We start from the raw sequence: 16,460 nt of genomic DNA, 5'->3' as shown, positions 1-16,460 counted from the left end.
AGTTACAGCTGTAGAATTAAAAAAATAGCTATGTCTAAAATTCTAATCATTGATGACGAAAGAAGTATTCGAAATACTTTGAAAGAAATTCTAAGTTATGAAAGCTACGACATCAGCCTTGCCGAAGATGGCATTGCTGGCTTGGAAATGGCAAAAAATGATGAATTCGATGTGATTTTATGCGACATTAAAATGCCACAAATGGATGGTATTGAAGTGCTGGACAAAATACAGGAATTGGCCATCGACACTCCGGTCATCATGATTTCGGGGCATGGGAACATCGATACTGCAGTGGAAGCAATTAAGAAAGGAGCTTTCGATTTTATTGAAAAGCCACTTGATCTGAATAGAATTCTGATTACCATTCGCAATGCAATGGATAAATCGAAGCTGATTACAGAAACCAAAGTTCTGAAAAGAAAAGTCAGCAAAAAATATGAAATGATTGGTGAGGCTGATGCAATTCAGGATGTGAATCAGATGATTGATAAGGTAGCACCAACCGATGCAAGAGTTCTAATTACCGGCCCTAATGGAACTGGTAAAGAATTGGTTGCACATCGTATCCACGAACAAAGCAATCGCTGTAAAAGCCCTTTTATAGAAGTAAATTGTGCTGCAATTCCTTCTGAACTGATCGAAAGTGAATTGTTTGGCCACGAGAAAGGATCTTTTACTTCGGCACATAAACAGCGAAAAGGAAAATTCGAATTGGCCGATGGAGGCACTCTTTTCTTGGATGAAATTGGCGACATGAGTTTATCTGCGCAAGCAAAAGTATTAAGAGCTTTGCAGGAAAATAGAATTACCCGTGTTGGTGGCGATAAAGAAATTAAAGTAAATGTTCGTGTAATTGCAGCAACCAATAAAAATTTAAAAGAAGAAATCGAAAACAACAATTTCCGTGAGGATTTGTATCATCGCTTAAGCGTGATTTTGATCGAAGTTCCTTCTTTGAACGATAGAATTGATGACATACCTCTGCTTGCCAATCATTTTATTGATATGATTTGTAGTGAAATGGGTTTGCCAGTAAAAAGAATTGATGAAGCTGCAATTGAAGAGCTAAAAAAGATCAATTACACCGGTAATATTCGTGAGTTTAGAAACATTATCGAGCGATTAATTATTCTTGGACAGGAAAGCATTAGTGTTGAAGATGTAAAAGCATATACCAAATCAGCAAATTAATCATGAGAATTGAATCAGATTTTATTGGTAAAAGAGAGATTCCAAAAGATGCACTTTGGGGAATTCATTCCCTTCGTGCAAAGGAGAATTTTCCAGACAACACCCAATTTCATAAAGAATGGTATATGGCTGTTGGACTTGTAAAACAAGCCTGTTACAAAACTTACCTTGATTTTCTGAAGGGAATCGATCGTAAGTTCCCAAACCAGGAATTTCCTTTTGAATTGTTGGATAAAAATCTGATTGAAAACTTAAACGATGCTGCAGATGAAATAAACCTGGGAGAGCATTTTGATCATTTCATTGTGCCGGCCATACAGGGAGGTGCCGGAACCAGCATCAACATGAATATAAATGAGATCATCACCAACAGGGCTTTGCAACAAATTGGCGAAAATTGTGGCGATTACAATAAAGTGGATCCTTTCGAACATGCCAATGTGTTCCAATCTACCAATGATGTAATTCCAAGCTCGTTAAAAGTTGCGGCAATTCGTTTGCTTCAGGACTTGGAAGAGTCTATAAACAACTTGCGTTTACAGGTGGAAAAAACAGAAAGCAATTACCGAAACGTATTGCGAATTGGGTACACTCAAATGCAGGCTGCTGTGCCATCCTCGTACGATAAATTGTTTAGCACATACAACAATGCCTTGTCGCGAGACTGGTGGAGAGTTTCCAAGTGTTTCGAAAGAATTAAGGAGGTGAATCTTGGTGGTGGTGCCATAGGAACAGGTTTATCCATACCACGATTTTTCATTATGGAAGTGGTACCAAATCTGCGCAGGCTGACAGGTTTACCAATTACTCGTTCCGAAAATTTATCGGATGCAACAGCCAACCAGGATGGATTTGTTGAAGTTCATGCAACATTGAAAGCACATGCTGTAAATTTGGAAAAAATGGTTGCCGACCTTCGACTTTTAGGATCGGATCTTTTTCAAAACCGCGAGCTTCACTTGCCTCAAAAACAAGTGGGTAGTTCCATTATGCCAGGAAAAGTAAATCCTGTAATTCCCGAATTTGTAATCAGCACCGCTCATAAAGTGTATGCCAACGATGTAATGATTAGCAATCTCTCGGGACAAGGCTGCCTGGAGTTAAATGCTTATTTGCCTTCTATTGGTCATGCCTTATTGGATAGCATCAAATTGCTGATTGCTGCAAACAACACACTTGCCGGGAATCTATTCAAAGAACTAGAGATACAGTCAAATTTAACTGAAGAAAATGTGCTTTACAATCCTTCGGTAGCCACAGCCCTTTCTCCATATATCGGATATCACGAGGCTACAAAACTGGCCAAGGAGATGAAGAAAAACTCTTGTACAATACTAGAAGCCAACAACAAGCTTGAAATGCTTTCGAATGACAAACTAAAAGAGCTGATCACTCCTGAAGAATTATTAAAATTAGGATTCATTTTAAGCGACACAATTAATACGAAATAACTGAAAACTGTTCATTGGTAACTGATCACTGTAAAACATGGGAAGAGAACGTCGTCCACATATTGGAATTTTTGGTAGAAGAAATAACGGGAAAAGTACATTAATCAACTTCCTTGCGGGTCAGGATATTGCCATTGTTTCTGATGTTGCAGGTACTACCACCGATCCGGTAAAAAAATCCTTTGAAATCACAGGATTTGGTCCAGTTATACTTATCGATACTGCCGGAATTGATGATACAGGTGAATTGGGGAAAAAGCGAATCCTTAAAACCAATCAGGCCATTAAAACCATCGATTTGGCCATTTTGGTCATTACCAAAAATACATTTGGTGATTTTGAAAAAGGCTTAATTGAAAAGTTCAGGAAACAGGATGTTCCTTTTATCGCCATTCACAATAAGGAGGATTTAGAACTATTGCATCAGGAAACTTTAGAAAAATTAACTGAAGCTGGAGCAAAGGAAGTTTTGCATTTCAATTCGCTTAACGGAGATATTGAACCTATCGTAAAGAGCATCAAAAAAACCATTCCTGAATCAGCATTTACAACCCCATCGCTTCTTGGCGATTTGATTTCCTATGGTGATATTGTTCTTTTAATTACTCCTATTGACATTGAAGCTCCTGAAGGACGATTGATTCTACCACAGGTACAAGCCATTCGTGATATTCTGGACAACGATGCCATCTGTATCGTACTGAAAGAGCGTGAAGTGGATGCATTCCTTCGAAAAACCGCAATCAAACCAAAACTCGTTGTTACCGATAGCCAGGTATTCCTAAAAGCTGGAGCTTCTATCCCTTCTGACATTGCTTTGACCAGTTTTAGTATTATGCTGGCTCATTTCAAGGGCAATTTTTCTGCCTACCTCCAGGGAACGCCAAAAATTTCGGAACTGAAAGATGGAGACAAAATTCTTCTTCTGGAAAGTTGTACGCACCATACTTCCTGTGATGATATTGGCAGAGTAAAAATTCCTCGCTGGATCTCAAATTACACGGGTAAACAACTTGAATTTGTTGTCATTGCAGGTTTGGATGAAATTCCGGGCGAAATGTCGGATTATGCATTGCTCATTCAGTGTGGTGGATGTATGATTACCCCAAAACAATTGGGCAACAGATTACAACCTGCCATTGATGCCGGAATTCCGGTTACCAATTACGGTATGGCCATTGCCTATGTACAAGGAATATACAAGCGTGCCGTTGCTCCTTTTGCAAAAATTGAAGATTCATCATTGGATTATCTGTAATATTTGAACCGTTTCAACATCAAATTTTAATATTAAAAGTTAAGCTTTCTACTTGTTAACATGATGTTTCAGCGTTAAAAGCTGAGGTTTTAACATTATTTTTTGAGGTTTCAATATTGATAACTGATGTTTTAATGTTGAAACATGAAGTTTCGATGTTGAAAGTTCAACTAAAAACATTAAAACTTGAATTTTAAATGAGTTCAGCTCATTTATTCATATTTACTTTGTAAACAACTCCTCTTTCTTTCAAGTACTCAAATACAAAATGAAAGCAATCAGAATCTTTCCCTAGAAACTCTGGCGGATTGATACCCTTACGAGAGTATTTGCCTTTCAGCAAAATATTGGCAACTGCGGTACAGGCATATCCTGTAGTCCGCGCCATAGATGTAAATCCTTTTTCTTCATCAAACTCATCGAACAAATCGTATACAAGGCTTTTGTTTAATCCATTCTGTAAACCATTTACCTCTACCCGCATCACCGTAAACTCTCTCTCTCCCGGCTTCAACTTCCATTTCGAGAATAACAATTTTGAAGTCAAATCAATTGGCTTGATTTTCACACCATCAATATTAATCTTCTCATGAGAAAAATAACCTGTATCCCTCAATACCCTCAAGTACTCAATGGTTCCAGGATAGCGCAAGGTTTTTTCAATCATATTGGGAACATTCATGGTTTTAATCAGACTTCGCAATCCATCAGAATTCCATGCCTCAAGCGTTCCAATATTTTCAAAGTAGATCAATTCCGGATCCGACAATGCCTCCCGAATAACAATATCACCATTTTGAACATATCTGGCAGGCCTTGTATATTCCTCAATCACATCAATTGGAGAGAAAACTGCCCGATACTCCCATGGCCACTCTCTTTTGAAAGGCAAGCCACCAACAAGACATTTAAAACTTTGCACCTTCATCTTTTCATTATGGTATCCTAAAATCAAATTACCCATTCCAGGGGCAACACCACAATCCGTAACAATACAGCAGTTATTATTTTTGGCAAGATCATCCAATTCGAAACCATCTTCAGGAAAAAAGGAAATATCTACCATGTTTTTTCCAGCTTCAATTACTTCCCGAACTACATTAAAGCCCATACTTCCGGGTACAGCCCCAACTACCAAATCCGAATCAGCAACTAACTTCCGAACAGTGCCTTCAATAGACAAATTGGCTTTCTTGGTTTTAATTTTTGAATGCCTTGCCAATTGTTCCAATGCATTTGCATCATGATCAATTGCGGTTACAGCAAAAGATTCGCTTAAATCAATTGCTATTAGTTTCCCAACCAAGCCGGCTCCTAATACAGTTACTTTCTTCATGATTTCGATTTTAGCTTATAAGTCACCATTATAATTTACGAATACTATCATGCAATTTCAACTTTAATCGTTTGTCAATGCTTATGATTACAACTGATTATTGTTATCTTTAATTTTTAAATTAACACCTAAACACATATACAATGACTAAAGTATTTTGGCTTTTTCTATTTGCATTGATTTCAATAATCCCTGCCAGTGCACAGAAATCCTTTACCCTGCAAGGTATGATTGGTGGACTTCAGGAAGAATACATTTACCTGTACAAGTATGATGGCGAAACAAAAGAATTAATTGATTCTGTTAAAACCACTAACGGAGAATTTAAATTTGAATCACCATGTGAACAAGCATTTATTGCCGAATTCAAACTTGCTGGGCGAAGAGCTGGAAAAGTATTTCTGTCTCCAACGAAAATGAGCCTGTTTGTTCACAAAAAGGATATGAACCACAAATTTCTGATTGGCAAATTAAAAGGATCTCCTGCCCAAGACAGATATGAAGATTTTCAAGCAAAACTAGCCGAAAACAACAAGCAAAAATTAAAAATCGCTGAAAACCTGGAAATTCCGGAAATACAATCCGATTCGGTTAAAAAAAATCAATTCATGAAGGAATATGCAAGATTAAACAAATTCAAAGACGAATATTTTTACAAATATGCATCTTCCCCAGTTGTTGCTTATCTGATTTACGAAGAATATTTTGCTGCAAAACGTAGCCTGGAGTATGTAAAAGAGCAATTGAAAACCTTAAAACTGGCCAATCCAAATGGTTTATACGTTAACAATTTGCAAAAGAGGGTTAATATTATTGAAACGCTTCAAAATAAAGGACAGTTTCCTGAAATCAAGTCAAAAACTCTAGATGGCAAAGAATATCAGCTCTCTCAACATAAAGGAAAACCTATATTGCTATACATTTGGAGATGCTGGTTTCCTGATCGAGCTCAAGAATATTATGATGGGATCAAAGATATTACAAGTTCTTTTCCATCCCTGGAAGTCGTTAACATCATAAGATACTCATCATATGCCAGGGTAAGGATTCCGGGAACCACAGACACCAGAGCTTGGCATCCTGAGCCAAGACCTGAATTGAATTGCATTGAAATTGGAAGCTTGAACCAAAACATTGAAGTGGTGCGATATCTGGATAGAGGATTTAATGCATTCTTACTTGATAAGGATGGTAAAATCATATATCACCAAAATAATAAGAACATAGAATTGTTAAAATCACAAGTCTCATCACATCTTTCAAACCTGTAGTATTCATTATCAATTTCGATTAACTATATTTAGCACTTTGATAAAAGAGACTAAAGAAATTTAACTATGCCCGATAATTTACTGAAAAACAAAGCCAATTTTGGCACCATGCCAGTTTTCCTAACTGCCATCTCAACCATTTTAGGAGCAATTTTGTTCCTTCGTTTCGGTTGGGCTGTTGGTAATGTTGGATTTATTGGAGTAATTGGAATCATTATTTTAGGTCATTTAATTACCATTCCTACAGCAATGGCAGTTGCTGAGATTGCAACCAACCAAAAAGTATTAGGGGGTGGAGCCTACTACATCATTTCCCGATCGTTTGGATTAAACATTGGTGCCGCAATTGGAATTACTCTCTATCTTTCGCAGGCAATTTCGGTGGCCTTTTATGTGATTGCATTTGCCGAAGCTTTTGACCCTGCAATTCAATGGCTCGCCGACAATTATGGCATTTTAATTTACGATAAAAGAGCCATTAGTATTCCCACCATGACCCTTTTGGCTGGTTTATTTCTCTACCGCGGAGCAAACATGGGAATGAAAGCTTTGTATGTTGTGGTAGCAACTTTAGGTCTTTCATTGGTCATGTTCTTTATCGGAACTCCAGAAAATGCACCAACAGAAATGGTTTTGGATGCTACTGTTGAAAATCCAAAGAGCTTCTTCTATGTATTCACCATTGTTTTTCCTGCCTTTACAGGTTTGGCAGCTGGCTTAGGTCTTTCCGGAGATTTAAAAAATCCTAGAAAATCGATACCTAGAGGAACCATTTGGGCGACCGTCGGAGGATTGTTAATATACATTTGGGCAGCTTATAAATTTACCGTATCTGCCAGTCCTGAAGACTTGGCTAGCGATCAGTTAATCATGAGAAAAATTGCCATTTGGGGTCCAATTATTCCAATTGGATTAGCTGCAGCTTCCTTATCTTCAGCATTGGGTTCAATTATGGTTGCGCCAAGAACATTACAGGCAATTGGTTTAGACGATATTTTCCCTCAAAAAGGATTGAACAAATGGTTAAAATCAGAAAGTAAGAAAAACAACGAACCCATTAATGCATCGGTGATTTCCATTGCCATCGCATTCGTTTTTGTATTTATTGGCGATGTTGATTTTGTAGCTCAAATTATTTCCATGTTCTTCATGGTAACCTATGGTGCCATTTGTATCATCTCCTTCCTTGAGCATTTTGCAGCCGATCCTTCATACCGTCCAACCTTCCGTTCCAAGTGGTATTTATCTCTAATGGGAGCAGTTCTTTCGGTTTGGATCATGTTTCAAATGAATATGACTTATGCCATCTTGTCATTAATGATAATGGGTGGGATTTACTATGGAATTAATGTAACAACTAAAGAGCACAGAGGTTTGGCAAAACTTTTCCGTGGAGTAGTTTTCCAGTTGAGTCGTCACCTGCAAATTTTTGCTCAACGTGCCGAAAAAGGGGATCGTGAGTTAAGTTGGAGACCATTTGCCATTTGTATTTCTCAAGATTCATTCAAGCGCAGATCAGCATTCGATTTATTAAGGTGGATTTCCTACAAATATGGTTTTGGAACCTATATTCATTTCCTGGAAGGATTCTTAAACGAGAAAACCAATGAAGAATCGAAACAGGTAATGAACAAGTTGATTAACCTGGCTTCGGGAAGTAAAAACCGGGTTTATCTCGATACAATTATTTCTCCATCCATGACTTCAGCAATTGCCCAGGTAATGCAGTTATCAGGAATATCCGGACACGGTTACAACACCATACTTTTCGAATTCTCGAGAACCGAACCGGAAAGGTTGAATTATGTGATTGACAATTACAAACTGCTTGAATCTACCCATTTCGATGTTTGTATTTTGAATACATCCTATAAAGGATTTGGATATCAGAAAGAAATTCATGTTTGGATTGGCGCCAACGATTTGGAAAATGCAAACTTGATGATTCTTTTGGCCTATATCATTCAAGGACATCCTGATTGGAAGAAAGGAACCATTAAGATTTTTGCAATCTATCCTGGTGACCAGCTGGAAAGCCAGAAAGAAAAACTATTGGCTTTAATCAAATCTGGTCGATTACCAATATCTCCAAGCAATATTCAGTTGATTAATGCAAATTACGCCAACAAGAAACAGGTAATCATGTCGAAATCGATGGATGCTGATTTAAGTATTCTTGGATTTAACCATGAAGAAGTAGTTGAAGAAGGTGTTGATTTGTTTACTGGCTTTGAAGATATGGGTAACATACTTTTTGTGAGTTCTTACAAAGAAATTAAGATTAAATAATGGCTGATTTTATTAAAGTTACCGATGATTTGGGTCGAGAGGTAAACATTCCCTTTCCACCCCAAAGAATCATTCCTGCAGTTCCATCAACAACCGAATTTTTATTCGATTTGGGATTGGAAGGTAAAGTAATTTCACGTACCAAGTTTTGTAGATATCCCAAAGGAAAGATTGAAAAACTGCCCAATATCGGAGGTCCTAAAAACTTGTATGTCGATAAAATCAACCTTTTGAATCCTGATTTGATTCTGGTTAACGAAGAGGAAAACAACAAAGCACAGGTTGAGGCCCTAATGGAAGATTTTACGGTGTTTGTAAGCAAAGTTCGAAATTACGAGGACGCTCTTCAAAATATTTTAAACACAGGAAAGATAACGGGTACAGAGCCTAAGGCTTTCGAAATCACAAATAAGATACGAGCTGCTTTTGCTAAAATTCCTAAAAGCACTAAACCCATAAAAGTATTGTACCTGATTTGGAGAAATCCTTTCATGACAGTTGGCAAAAACTCCTTCATTAATTCGATGTTGGAAATGTGTGGATTTGTAAACATTCTACCCGATCCACAAGAAAGATATCCAAACCTGACAGCAGAAGAGATAAAGGAACTAAATCCTGAATTGGTACTGCTGTCTTCTGAGCCATATCCATTCGAGGAAGCCAACATCAAAGAAATTAGAGACATTCTTCCCAATGCTAAAATTGAATTGGCAGATGGAGAGATGTTCTCATGGTACGAATCGCACATGCTGCAAGCAGCAGATTATTTTATAAACTTGATTAAAAAAATTAAAGCAGAATAATGTCTATTTTTGCTTTAAAAATTACAACTAAATGGAACGCATTGCTATTTTTCCCGGATCATTCGATCCTTTTACCATCGGACACGAATCTATTGTGACCCGGGCTTTACCTCTATTCGATAAAATTATTATTGCAATAGGATATAACTCTGAAAAGAGACAGTTTTTCCCAATTGATAAACGCATTCAGTGGATTAAAGAAGCTTTTCAAAACAATCCGAAAATTGAGGTAGAAACTTTCGAAGGACTTACCGTTGAGTATTGTAAATCGAAAAATGCACACTTTATTTTAAGAGGTTTGAGAACCGCTGCCGACTTTGAGTACGAACGTGCAATTGCTCAAATCAATAAAAAAATGGTTTTCGAGTTAGAATCAATCTTTCTTTTAACCACACCCGAGCATACCATGATTACCTCAACCATTGTTCGCGATATCATTCGCCATGGTGGTGATGCTTCACAATTTTTACCTGAAGTAACAGATCCTGATGCATACAAACTAAATCCATAAACCATGTCAAGAATAAGCAAAACTGTTTTAATTCTAGCTTTACTAACGGCACTTTGGATGCTTATAGCTCCTAATTATTTACGAACGAGTCTTATTTACTGGTATGCCAATATCGATGATTATAAGATTTTCAAAAATACAGAAGTTAATGTTGCCGATGGCAGAGAGTGGAAAGAATCAGATTCATACAACAAATATGAATTGGAAACTTCAGATCGTGAATATCTGGAAGATCATGAAACAGTTGCTTATTTAATCATACAAGACGGAAAAGTATTGTACGAAGAATATTGGGATGGCTATGATGCAGATTCTCATTCCAATATTTTTTCTGCTACAAAAAGTATCGTAAGCCTTTTGATTGGTATCGCAATTGACGAAGGCAAAATTAAATCGGTAGATGAGCCAATTGGAAATTATTTGGAAGAATTTGCCAATGATGAACGAGGTAAGGTAACGATTAAGAATTTGCTTACCATGAGTTCAGGTTTAGATTGGGACGAAGCGTACAGCAGCCCAACATCCATTACCACGAAAGCCTATTATGGCAAAAAGCTGCGACAAGTTTGTTCCGATCAGGAATTAATTGAGAAACCCGGAGTTCGTTTCAGATACCAAAGTGGAAACACACAACTATTGTCTTTTATTGTGGAAGAAGCAACGGGCGAAACCATTTCGAAATATGCAGAACGTACCCTTTGGAAACCTATGCACGCGGTAAATACCGCACTTTGGAGTTTGGATAAAAAAGATGGCGACGAAAAATCGTTCTGCTGTTTTAACACCAATGCTCGCGATGCAGCACGTTTTGGCCAATTGGTATTGAACAAAGGCTCATGGAATGGCAAACAATTGGTATCAGAACAATATATTGCTGATGCAACTGTTGCAGCAGATTACTTATTGAATGAAGAAAAAACAGCGAAACTTGATTTCTATGGATATCAATATTGGGTTCTTCCATACAAAAACATGAACATTCCTTACATGCGTGGTCATCGTGGACAATACATTTACGCAATTGCAGAAAAAAATGCAGTTGTGGTTCGCTTTGGTAAAGCAAAAGATGAAATTAAACAAGGCCAGATTACCATGGATATACCAAAGTATGTTGACATCGCCCTAAAAATTCTGAAATAAGCTTTTTTTTTAATATTCAACTTCATTTAAAGACGATTAAATTGTAAAATAATATCATTTATAAATACAAAATACCTGTCGTATAATATCGTCCCGAAGGGACTTTATCATGTACAAATTGAATTTCTACCATAATTTTGGTTCCTAACGGAACATGATTCTGAAATTAATTCAAAAAAATAAGTCTCAGAGAGACGAAATTTTGGTAAAAGAATGCATGAAATAAATTATAAATGTCTTACACGACATTAATAATTGTTCGGGAAAGAAGTGCACCCCTTGATTCGCATATTAAAACATAAGCTATGAAAAATCTTTTTTTTCTTACTTTATTCTCGCTATTGTCATTTGTTGGTAATGCTGAAAAAGTGATTCTATCCGGTACCGCAAAATCATATTCAGGAAGTAAAATCAGTATCATGTATCATACCGATGCATTTACCTACACGAGTGAGAAAATTACTGATTTTAAAGTGGATGAAAATGGCGAATATTCTGTAGAGTTTGATGTAGATAAAACGCAACTAATTTACCTGCCTTTGGAAGTATACAAAGCTTTCTTGTATGTTGAGCCAGGTAAAAAATATGAGCTAAGATTGCCTCCAAAACAAGAACTAAAACCGGCGCAAAAATTAAATCCATTTTTCGAAGCCGATGAATTGATGATTGGGATTGCGAACACTGAACCAAACGAATTGAACCGAATTATTCGCACATTGGATGACAAAATGGATTCCTTTATCAATCAGAACTTTTACAAGATTTACAGAAAAAAAGAGAAATCTGCAGGAATTCAATTTTCAGAGCAGCTAAAACAGGAGTTTGGCAGCATAAAAAATGAGTTTTTTACCGAATATTTTCGATATCGATTGGGATTTTTGGAGTTCTTATCGAACCCAAACTCGTTCCTGAAAATTGAGAATGATTTTTTCAAGAATCAGAAAATTCAACAGAACAATCCTGCCTATATGAGTTTGTACAAAAAACAATATGGGAACTTTTTTAACGGATATTTTAAACAGAAAGAAAGCCTGGCATTAAGCAATGCTTTCAAAGCGGAAAACACATATACCGAATTCAAGAAATTGATGCAAAAATATCCTGCCTATAACAATGCTCAATTGCTGGATATGATCATTGCAACCTCCACTTTTGATTCCTATACGCGAAAATTTATTGGAAAAGAAAAAACACTTTCGATTCTAAAGGATGTCATCAAAGCATCGAACAACACTTACAACAAAAACCTTTGCCGCAACTACATTGCCAAAATTACTCACCTGCAGAAAAACTACCCTGCTCCCGATTTCAACCTGGGCGGAGTTCAGTTGGCCGATTTCAAAGGAAAATACCTGTACCTGAACTTCTGCAATACACAATCTTACCCTTGCTTGCAAGATTTTAAAGAGATTGAAAAACTAAAACAACAATTCGGACAGCACATTGAGTTCTTAAGCATTGTTTGCGATTGGGATGTAAAAAAATGGTTGGAGTTCTCTAAAACCAACAAATACAGCTGGAAATTTGTACCCATTGGCGATCAGCACCAGCTAATTCACAAGTACAAAGTAAAAGCTTTTCCAAGCTATGTACTAATCGACCCGAAAGGAAACATTTTAAAAGCTCCTGCCCAGGCACCAAAGGAATACATCCATTTGGAGTTCATAAAAATTGCCAGAGATGCTGCCAGAAAAGCACAAAAAAAGCATTAAAAAACCACCACCTTTCTGTAGTGGTGGTCAATATATTTGCTCTATATGATTTGTAGTGGGTAATTCTTTAGATTCATTATTATCTACCTTTAGCTTGTTGCATTGACCAAAGTGGGCATTACAAGGTCAAGCTATTTAGTTACCCACTATATTCTATAATAGAACCATATATTTTAAGCTTTAACCAACTTTTTGGTTTTTAATTTCAACTCAACAGGAGTTATATTTCTTAAATTATCTGATACAGGGCATCTGTCCTCTATTGCTTCCATCCATTTTGTCAACTCTTCCTCGCTAGCATCACAATCTGGCTCAATCGATACCTCTATCGCCTTATAGCCCGCTCTATCTTCGAAAGATTTGCCAAATAATCTATCAGGATTTAACTCTCCTGCCATTTTAATTTTTACCGAACGCAATTCAATGTTCATTTCATTGGCAATAACATGCGCCATTACATTAATACATCCACAAAAAGCGGCCAGGATATACTCCACCGGATTGGCTCCCTCATTGGTTCCTCCTAATTCTGCCGGTTCATCAATAACAATTTCAAACCCTCGTGCTTTTACAACTGTTTTGGTTGGGTTTTCACTATGAGCATTAACTCTAAACTTTAAATCTGACATCTTATTCTTTAATATTTAAATTGATCCTTAAAAATGCCTCATCCCAACTACACTCAAAATTATTGGGCAATGCATAGTTTCACTATATTTGGTGGAATTTAATATCAATTTCAGTCCGTAAATTCCTTGAGAAAATGAATATCGAATTTCTAACCAAAGGGCAACAATGTAAACAAGAGTCGATTAGCGCCAAAGATTGCTTTAATGCTTTAACTCCTGATCAAAAAACATTGGTGGAAAATTCCACCACTCTACTTCAATTTGCCAAGGGTGAAACCATAATCAAGCAAGGATATGTTGCCTCTCACATCCTTTTTTTGGAAAAAGGCATCACCAAAGTGGATGTAAGCAACGATTCAAAAATTTCAACAGTAGGACTATTGGGAAGTGGTTCTTTTATAGGCCTACCCTGTAGCTTTGCTTGTAAAAGTTTTGATTTTTCGGCAGTTGCCTTGGAAGAAGCAAGCATTCGAATGATAAATATGGATGTGTTTCAAAGCCTGTTAAAAGAGAATGGAGAATTTGCGCTTAAACTCGTACGTCACATGTCATTAAGCACAAGCATGATGTTACATCGAACTTGCCGTATTTCCGGAAAAAATGTAGAAGGATCATTGGCCTTTATTCTTCAGGAGCTAAGCGAAATTTATGCTAGTTCAACTTTCACATTGCCCGTAACTCGCATAGGACTTGCTTCATTGGCTGGATGCTCTAAAGAAAGTGTTATCAATTCACTCACCAGGTTTCATAACGATGGTATTATTGAAATTGCAGATAAAAAAGTATCAATACTAAAACCTGACCTACTGGATTTGATTGTGAAGAATGGATAGTTGATTTTCAGGTGTGCTGCGCAAATATCACATCGGCCTTCGCATTTTTATGAGGCGCTGCGCAAAAATATGCTCCGCTGCGAACTTTTCTCATCGCACTGCGGCAAATTATGCCAAATCTGCACACTTTTAAGCCGCGCTGCGCATTTTTACCTAGCCTGCGCGGGCCTTTCAGAAAGTTTTATAAAAATCCCGGCTGCACTTTCATACAACCGGGTGTTACAAATGAATATTAATATGAAGACAAACGTGCTGACTATTCTGTAATACTTTCTTCTTGTTCCTCTCGTTCTTCTCTTCAAAATCCTTGAAATATAAATCTTTTAACTACAAATAATCAAATTCTAAATAAATATTTCGTCCTTTTGAGTTTATGTTTCGTTTATAAATATTGCCTTAGCTTAGGCTATGCACTTCATTATAGTTTTGTTATAAAATGGATGCCCAACAAAGTATATCCATCGTTTCCTCCATAATCGTTAAAATGAATGCCCAGTTTATGCCTATTGTTAAGTTGGTAATTTACATCTACCAATATGGGGTTCCACTCCATCGAATTCCACGATTGATGTGTTATCCAGTAGTTACCATCATCCGATGAAGTTTCCATTAAATCAATCCCACTTTTATAACCGTAACCAACACCTATTGCAAAATCAAATTTCCCTTCTTTCTTAAATAAGACAAGGGGTTTGATTCTGAGATTTAAATCAATTCCAAATTGACTGTCGGCTGATTTAAAGAAATTGGAAGTTCCAAGTTCATAAGATCTTCCCCCGTATGATAAGGAGTTTTTTGAATTGTCGGGATACACCCGGTGACTATAATCTGTTTCGTAGTTCGGGGCAATGCGAGCATACGAAACTGATGGAGATAATTCTAAAAATTTAGTAACACCAACAGGTAGTTCCATACTAAACCCCAAACCATCTATTCCAGCATTAACTGTCATACCTGCACCAACTCGCAACGAGGTGGAAACCTTTTGCTGAGCAATTGTAAACTGGCAACTTAGTAAACTTAAGATCAATATAATTTTAATTTTTTTCATGCTAATAATAATTCATTCATCATTAGTTTTAGCACAAGTAGTTGAAGTGATTTTTCTACCATGTGTTCTGCTTTACAATGAAGTATTAAATGTTAGTATGAAAGAAAAGTCCAATTTGATCATAGCCATTATTTCCTCCATATGAATTGAAAAATATGCCTATTCTGTGCTTATCTGATATTTTATAATTGTAGTCAAAAAGCAGGTTTATATCCCATGTGTGCCAATTGGAATAGCTCAGCCAATATGTACCGTTTTTTTCAGAATCTTCTGAAATATTTGTCCCGGATTTAAATCCATAGCCCAATCCAATTCCAATATTGTGCTTTTCCGATCTTCCAATTATCCTTAATGGTTTAAAGCGAAAATTTAAATCTAAATTGAGTTGATTATATGTAGCTCCCGAAAATTTATCTTCTCCAAAAGAGCCATTTGTCAGATCGTACATTAATGTCTCACCATTGTCAGGATATTTTTTTATATACACACTTGTTTCATAATTAGAATTTAGCCTTGCATAAGATACGGCCGGTGAAATTTCAAAATAATTATAGAATTCAAAGGGGATTTCTACATTAAAACCCATACCTCCTTCCGCAGAGCCAAAACAATATCCACTTCCAATCATTACAGATACATTCGTTAGAATCTTCTCTTCTTTTTCAATAACCTGGCAGAATACATTATTTATTAGGAATATTACCATAATTATTGAAATATAATATTTTGTTTTTTTCATGTTGAGATGAAGTTTTATTAATCAAAATTGAGATCATAATATTTAAAAAAAAGAGACTGCTAATATTAACAGTCTCTAATTGGATTATTGATTGATCCAAAATTCAAAAATTCCCTGTTGAATATTCGTTTAATATACCTGGAGTTATGGCTCCTGTCAGCCAAACCTATACAATTGACAATCACCTTTAAAGCATTACTAAAAGCAAATATAGTGGCATGATGAAGATTCTTTTCTGAGTAT

14 protein-coding genes are annotated in these 16,460 nt (G+C 36.5%); 10 read left to right on the top strand and 4 right to left on the bottom strand.

The annotated features are described in order from the left end of the window. Positions 1-30: 30 nt before the first annotated feature. Genes NQ163_RS00950 through hydF form a run of 3 tightly spaced genes read left to right on the top strand, consistent with a single transcriptional unit; the run spans position 31 to position 3,903 of the window. Positions 31-1,194: a sigma-54-dependent transcriptional regulator gene (locus NQ163_RS00950; RefSeq protein WP_268188469.1), complete on the top strand. Its 1,164-nt coding sequence runs from the start codon at positions 31-33 to the stop codon at positions 1,192-1,194. Between the two features lie 2 nt (positions 1,195-1,196). Continuing rightward, positions 1,197-2,645 (top strand): lyase family protein, encoded by a 1,449-nt coding sequence (locus tag NQ163_RS00945; protein WP_268188467.1) that lies wholly within the window; start codon positions 1,197-1,199, stop codon positions 2,643-2,645. 37 nt (positions 2,646-2,682) lie between these two features. Continuing rightward, entirely contained in the window at positions 2,683-3,903 is a 1,221-nt protein-coding gene (hydF, locus tag NQ163_RS00940; protein WP_268188465.1) for a [FeFe] hydrogenase H-cluster maturation GTPase HydF, read from the top strand. 208 nt (positions 3,904-4,111) lie between these two features. On the opposite strand, the gene NQ163_RS00935 is transcribed toward hydF, so the two are convergent. After that, entirely contained in the window at positions 4,112-5,239 is a 1,128-nt protein-coding gene (locus NQ163_RS00935; protein WP_268188464.1) for a saccharopine dehydrogenase family protein, read from the bottom strand. 143 nt (positions 5,240-5,382) lie between these two features. Here NQ163_RS00935 and NQ163_RS00930 point away from each other — a divergent pair, with 143 nt between their 5' ends. The 6 genes from NQ163_RS00930 (at position 5,383) to NQ163_RS00905 (ending at position 12,965) form a co-directional block, all read left to right on the top strand. Further along, positions 5,383-6,510 carry a DUF4369 domain-containing protein gene (locus NQ163_RS00930; RefSeq protein ID WP_268188463.1) on the top strand — a complete coding sequence of 376 codons (1,128 nt, stop codon included), beginning with the start codon at positions 5,383-5,385 and terminating at the stop codon, positions 6,508-6,510. A 66-nt stretch (positions 6,511-6,576) separates the two neighbouring features. Further along, positions 6,577-8,799, top strand: coding sequence for an amino acid permease (locus NQ163_RS00925; protein ID WP_268188462.1), 2,223 nt, complete (start codon positions 6,577-6,579; stop codon positions 8,797-8,799). Then, entirely contained in the window at positions 8,799-9,602 is an 804-nt protein-coding gene (locus NQ163_RS00920; RefSeq protein ID WP_268188461.1) for a helical backbone metal receptor, read from the top strand. The genes NQ163_RS00925 and NQ163_RS00920 overlap by 1 nt, the downstream gene beginning before the upstream one ends. 31 nt (positions 9,603-9,633) lie before the next feature. Continuing rightward, positions 9,634-10,113, top strand: coding sequence for a pantetheine-phosphate adenylyltransferase (gene coaD / locus NQ163_RS00915; RefSeq protein ID WP_268188459.1), 480 nt, complete (start codon positions 9,634-9,636; stop codon positions 10,111-10,113). A 3-nt stretch (positions 10,114-10,116) separates the two neighbouring features. Further along, on the top strand, positions 10,117-11,253 hold the full coding sequence (locus NQ163_RS00910) for a serine hydrolase domain-containing protein (protein WP_268188458.1): 1,137 nt from the start codon (positions 10,117-10,119) through the stop codon (positions 11,251-11,253). Between the two features lie 305 nt (positions 11,254-11,558). After that, a complete protein-coding gene (locus tag NQ163_RS00905) occupies positions 11,559-12,965 on the top strand; it encodes a TlpA family protein disulfide reductase (protein WP_268188457.1) in 1,407 nt (468 codons plus the stop codon). A gap of 173 nt (positions 12,966-13,138) precedes the next feature. On the opposite strand, the gene NQ163_RS00900 is transcribed toward NQ163_RS00905, so the two are convergent. Next, entirely contained in the window at positions 13,139-13,594 is a 456-nt protein-coding gene (locus tag NQ163_RS00900; protein WP_268188455.1) for an OsmC family protein, read from the bottom strand. Positions 13,595-13,728: 134 nt separating this feature from the next. Between NQ163_RS00900 and NQ163_RS00895 the strand changes: the two genes are divergently transcribed. Continuing rightward, positions 13,729-14,427 carry a Crp/Fnr family transcriptional regulator gene (locus tag NQ163_RS00895; RefSeq protein ID WP_268188454.1) on the top strand — a complete coding sequence of 233 codons (699 nt, stop codon included), beginning with the start codon at positions 13,729-13,731 and terminating at the stop codon, positions 14,425-14,427. Positions 14,428-14,845: 418 nt separating this feature from the next. Here NQ163_RS00895 and NQ163_RS00890 read toward each other — a convergent pair whose 3' ends face one another. Together NQ163_RS00890 and NQ163_RS00885 are read right to left on the bottom strand one after the other, a co-directional pair. Next, entirely contained in the window at positions 14,846-15,478 is a 633-nt protein-coding gene (locus NQ163_RS00890) for a hypothetical protein (RefSeq protein ID WP_268188453.1), read from the bottom strand. Positions 15,479-15,563: 85 nt separating this feature from the next. Next, the gene (locus NQ163_RS00885; protein ID WP_268188451.1) at positions 15,564-16,217 is read right to left on the bottom strand and encodes a hypothetical protein; all 654 of its coding nucleotides are present in this window, start codon (positions 16,215-16,217) and stop codon (positions 15,564-15,566) included. Positions 16,218-16,460 lie beyond the last annotated feature (243 nt).

Origin of the sequence: Marinifilum sp. D737 (assembly GCF_026672275.1) — a bacterium.
Taxonomy (GTDB): Bacteria; Bacteroidota; Bacteroidia; order Bacteroidales; family Marinifilaceae; genus Marinifilum.
The sequence above is the reverse complement of the archived record's forward strand: the minus strand, read 5'-3'. Positions and strand labels throughout refer to the sequence as shown.

Bases quoted from the DNA above. Each gene is read 5' to 3' on its own strand.
- NQ163_RS00950 (WP_268188469.1), top strand. From the start codon at position 31: ATGTCTAAAATTCTAATCATTGATGACGAAAGAAGTATTCGAAATACT.
- NQ163_RS00945 (WP_268188467.1), top strand. From the start codon at position 1,197: ATGAGAATTGAATCAGATTTTATTGGTAAAAGAGAGATTCCAAAAGAT.
- hydF (WP_268188465.1), top strand. From the start codon at position 2,683: ATGGGAAGAGAACGTCGTCCACATATTGGAATTTTTGGTAGAAGAAAT.
- NQ163_RS00935 (WP_268188464.1), bottom strand. From the start codon at position 5,239: ATGAAGAAAGTAACTGTATTAGGAGCCGGCTTGGTTGGGAAACTAATA.
- NQ163_RS00930 (WP_268188463.1), top strand. From the start codon at position 5,383: ATGACTAAAGTATTTTGGCTTTTTCTATTTGCATTGATTTCAATAATC.
- NQ163_RS00925 (WP_268188462.1), top strand. From the start codon at position 6,577: ATGCCCGATAATTTACTGAAAAACAAAGCCAATTTTGGCACCATGCCA.
- NQ163_RS00920 (WP_268188461.1), top strand. From the start codon at position 8,799: ATGGCTGATTTTATTAAAGTTACCGATGATTTGGGTCGAGAGGTAAAC.
- coaD (WP_268188459.1), top strand. From the start codon at position 9,634: ATGGAACGCATTGCTATTTTTCCCGGATCATTCGATCCTTTTACCATC.
- NQ163_RS00910 (WP_268188458.1), top strand. From the start codon at position 10,117: ATGTCAAGAATAAGCAAAACTGTTTTAATTCTAGCTTTACTAACGGCA.
- NQ163_RS00905 (WP_268188457.1), top strand. From the start codon at position 11,559: ATGAAAAATCTTTTTTTTCTTACTTTATTCTCGCTATTGTCATTTGTT.
- NQ163_RS00900 (WP_268188455.1), bottom strand. From the start codon at position 13,594: ATGTCAGATTTAAAGTTTAGAGTTAATGCTCATAGTGAAAACCCAACC.
- NQ163_RS00895 (WP_268188454.1), top strand. From the start codon at position 13,729: ATGAATATCGAATTTCTAACCAAAGGGCAACAATGTAAACAAGAGTCG.
- NQ163_RS00890 (WP_268188453.1), bottom strand. From the start codon at position 15,478: ATGAAAAAAATTAAAATTATATTGATCTTAAGTTTACTAAGTTGCCAG.
- NQ163_RS00885 (WP_268188451.1), bottom strand. From the start codon at position 16,217: ATGAAAAAAACAAAATATTATATTTCAATAATTATGGTAATATTCCTA.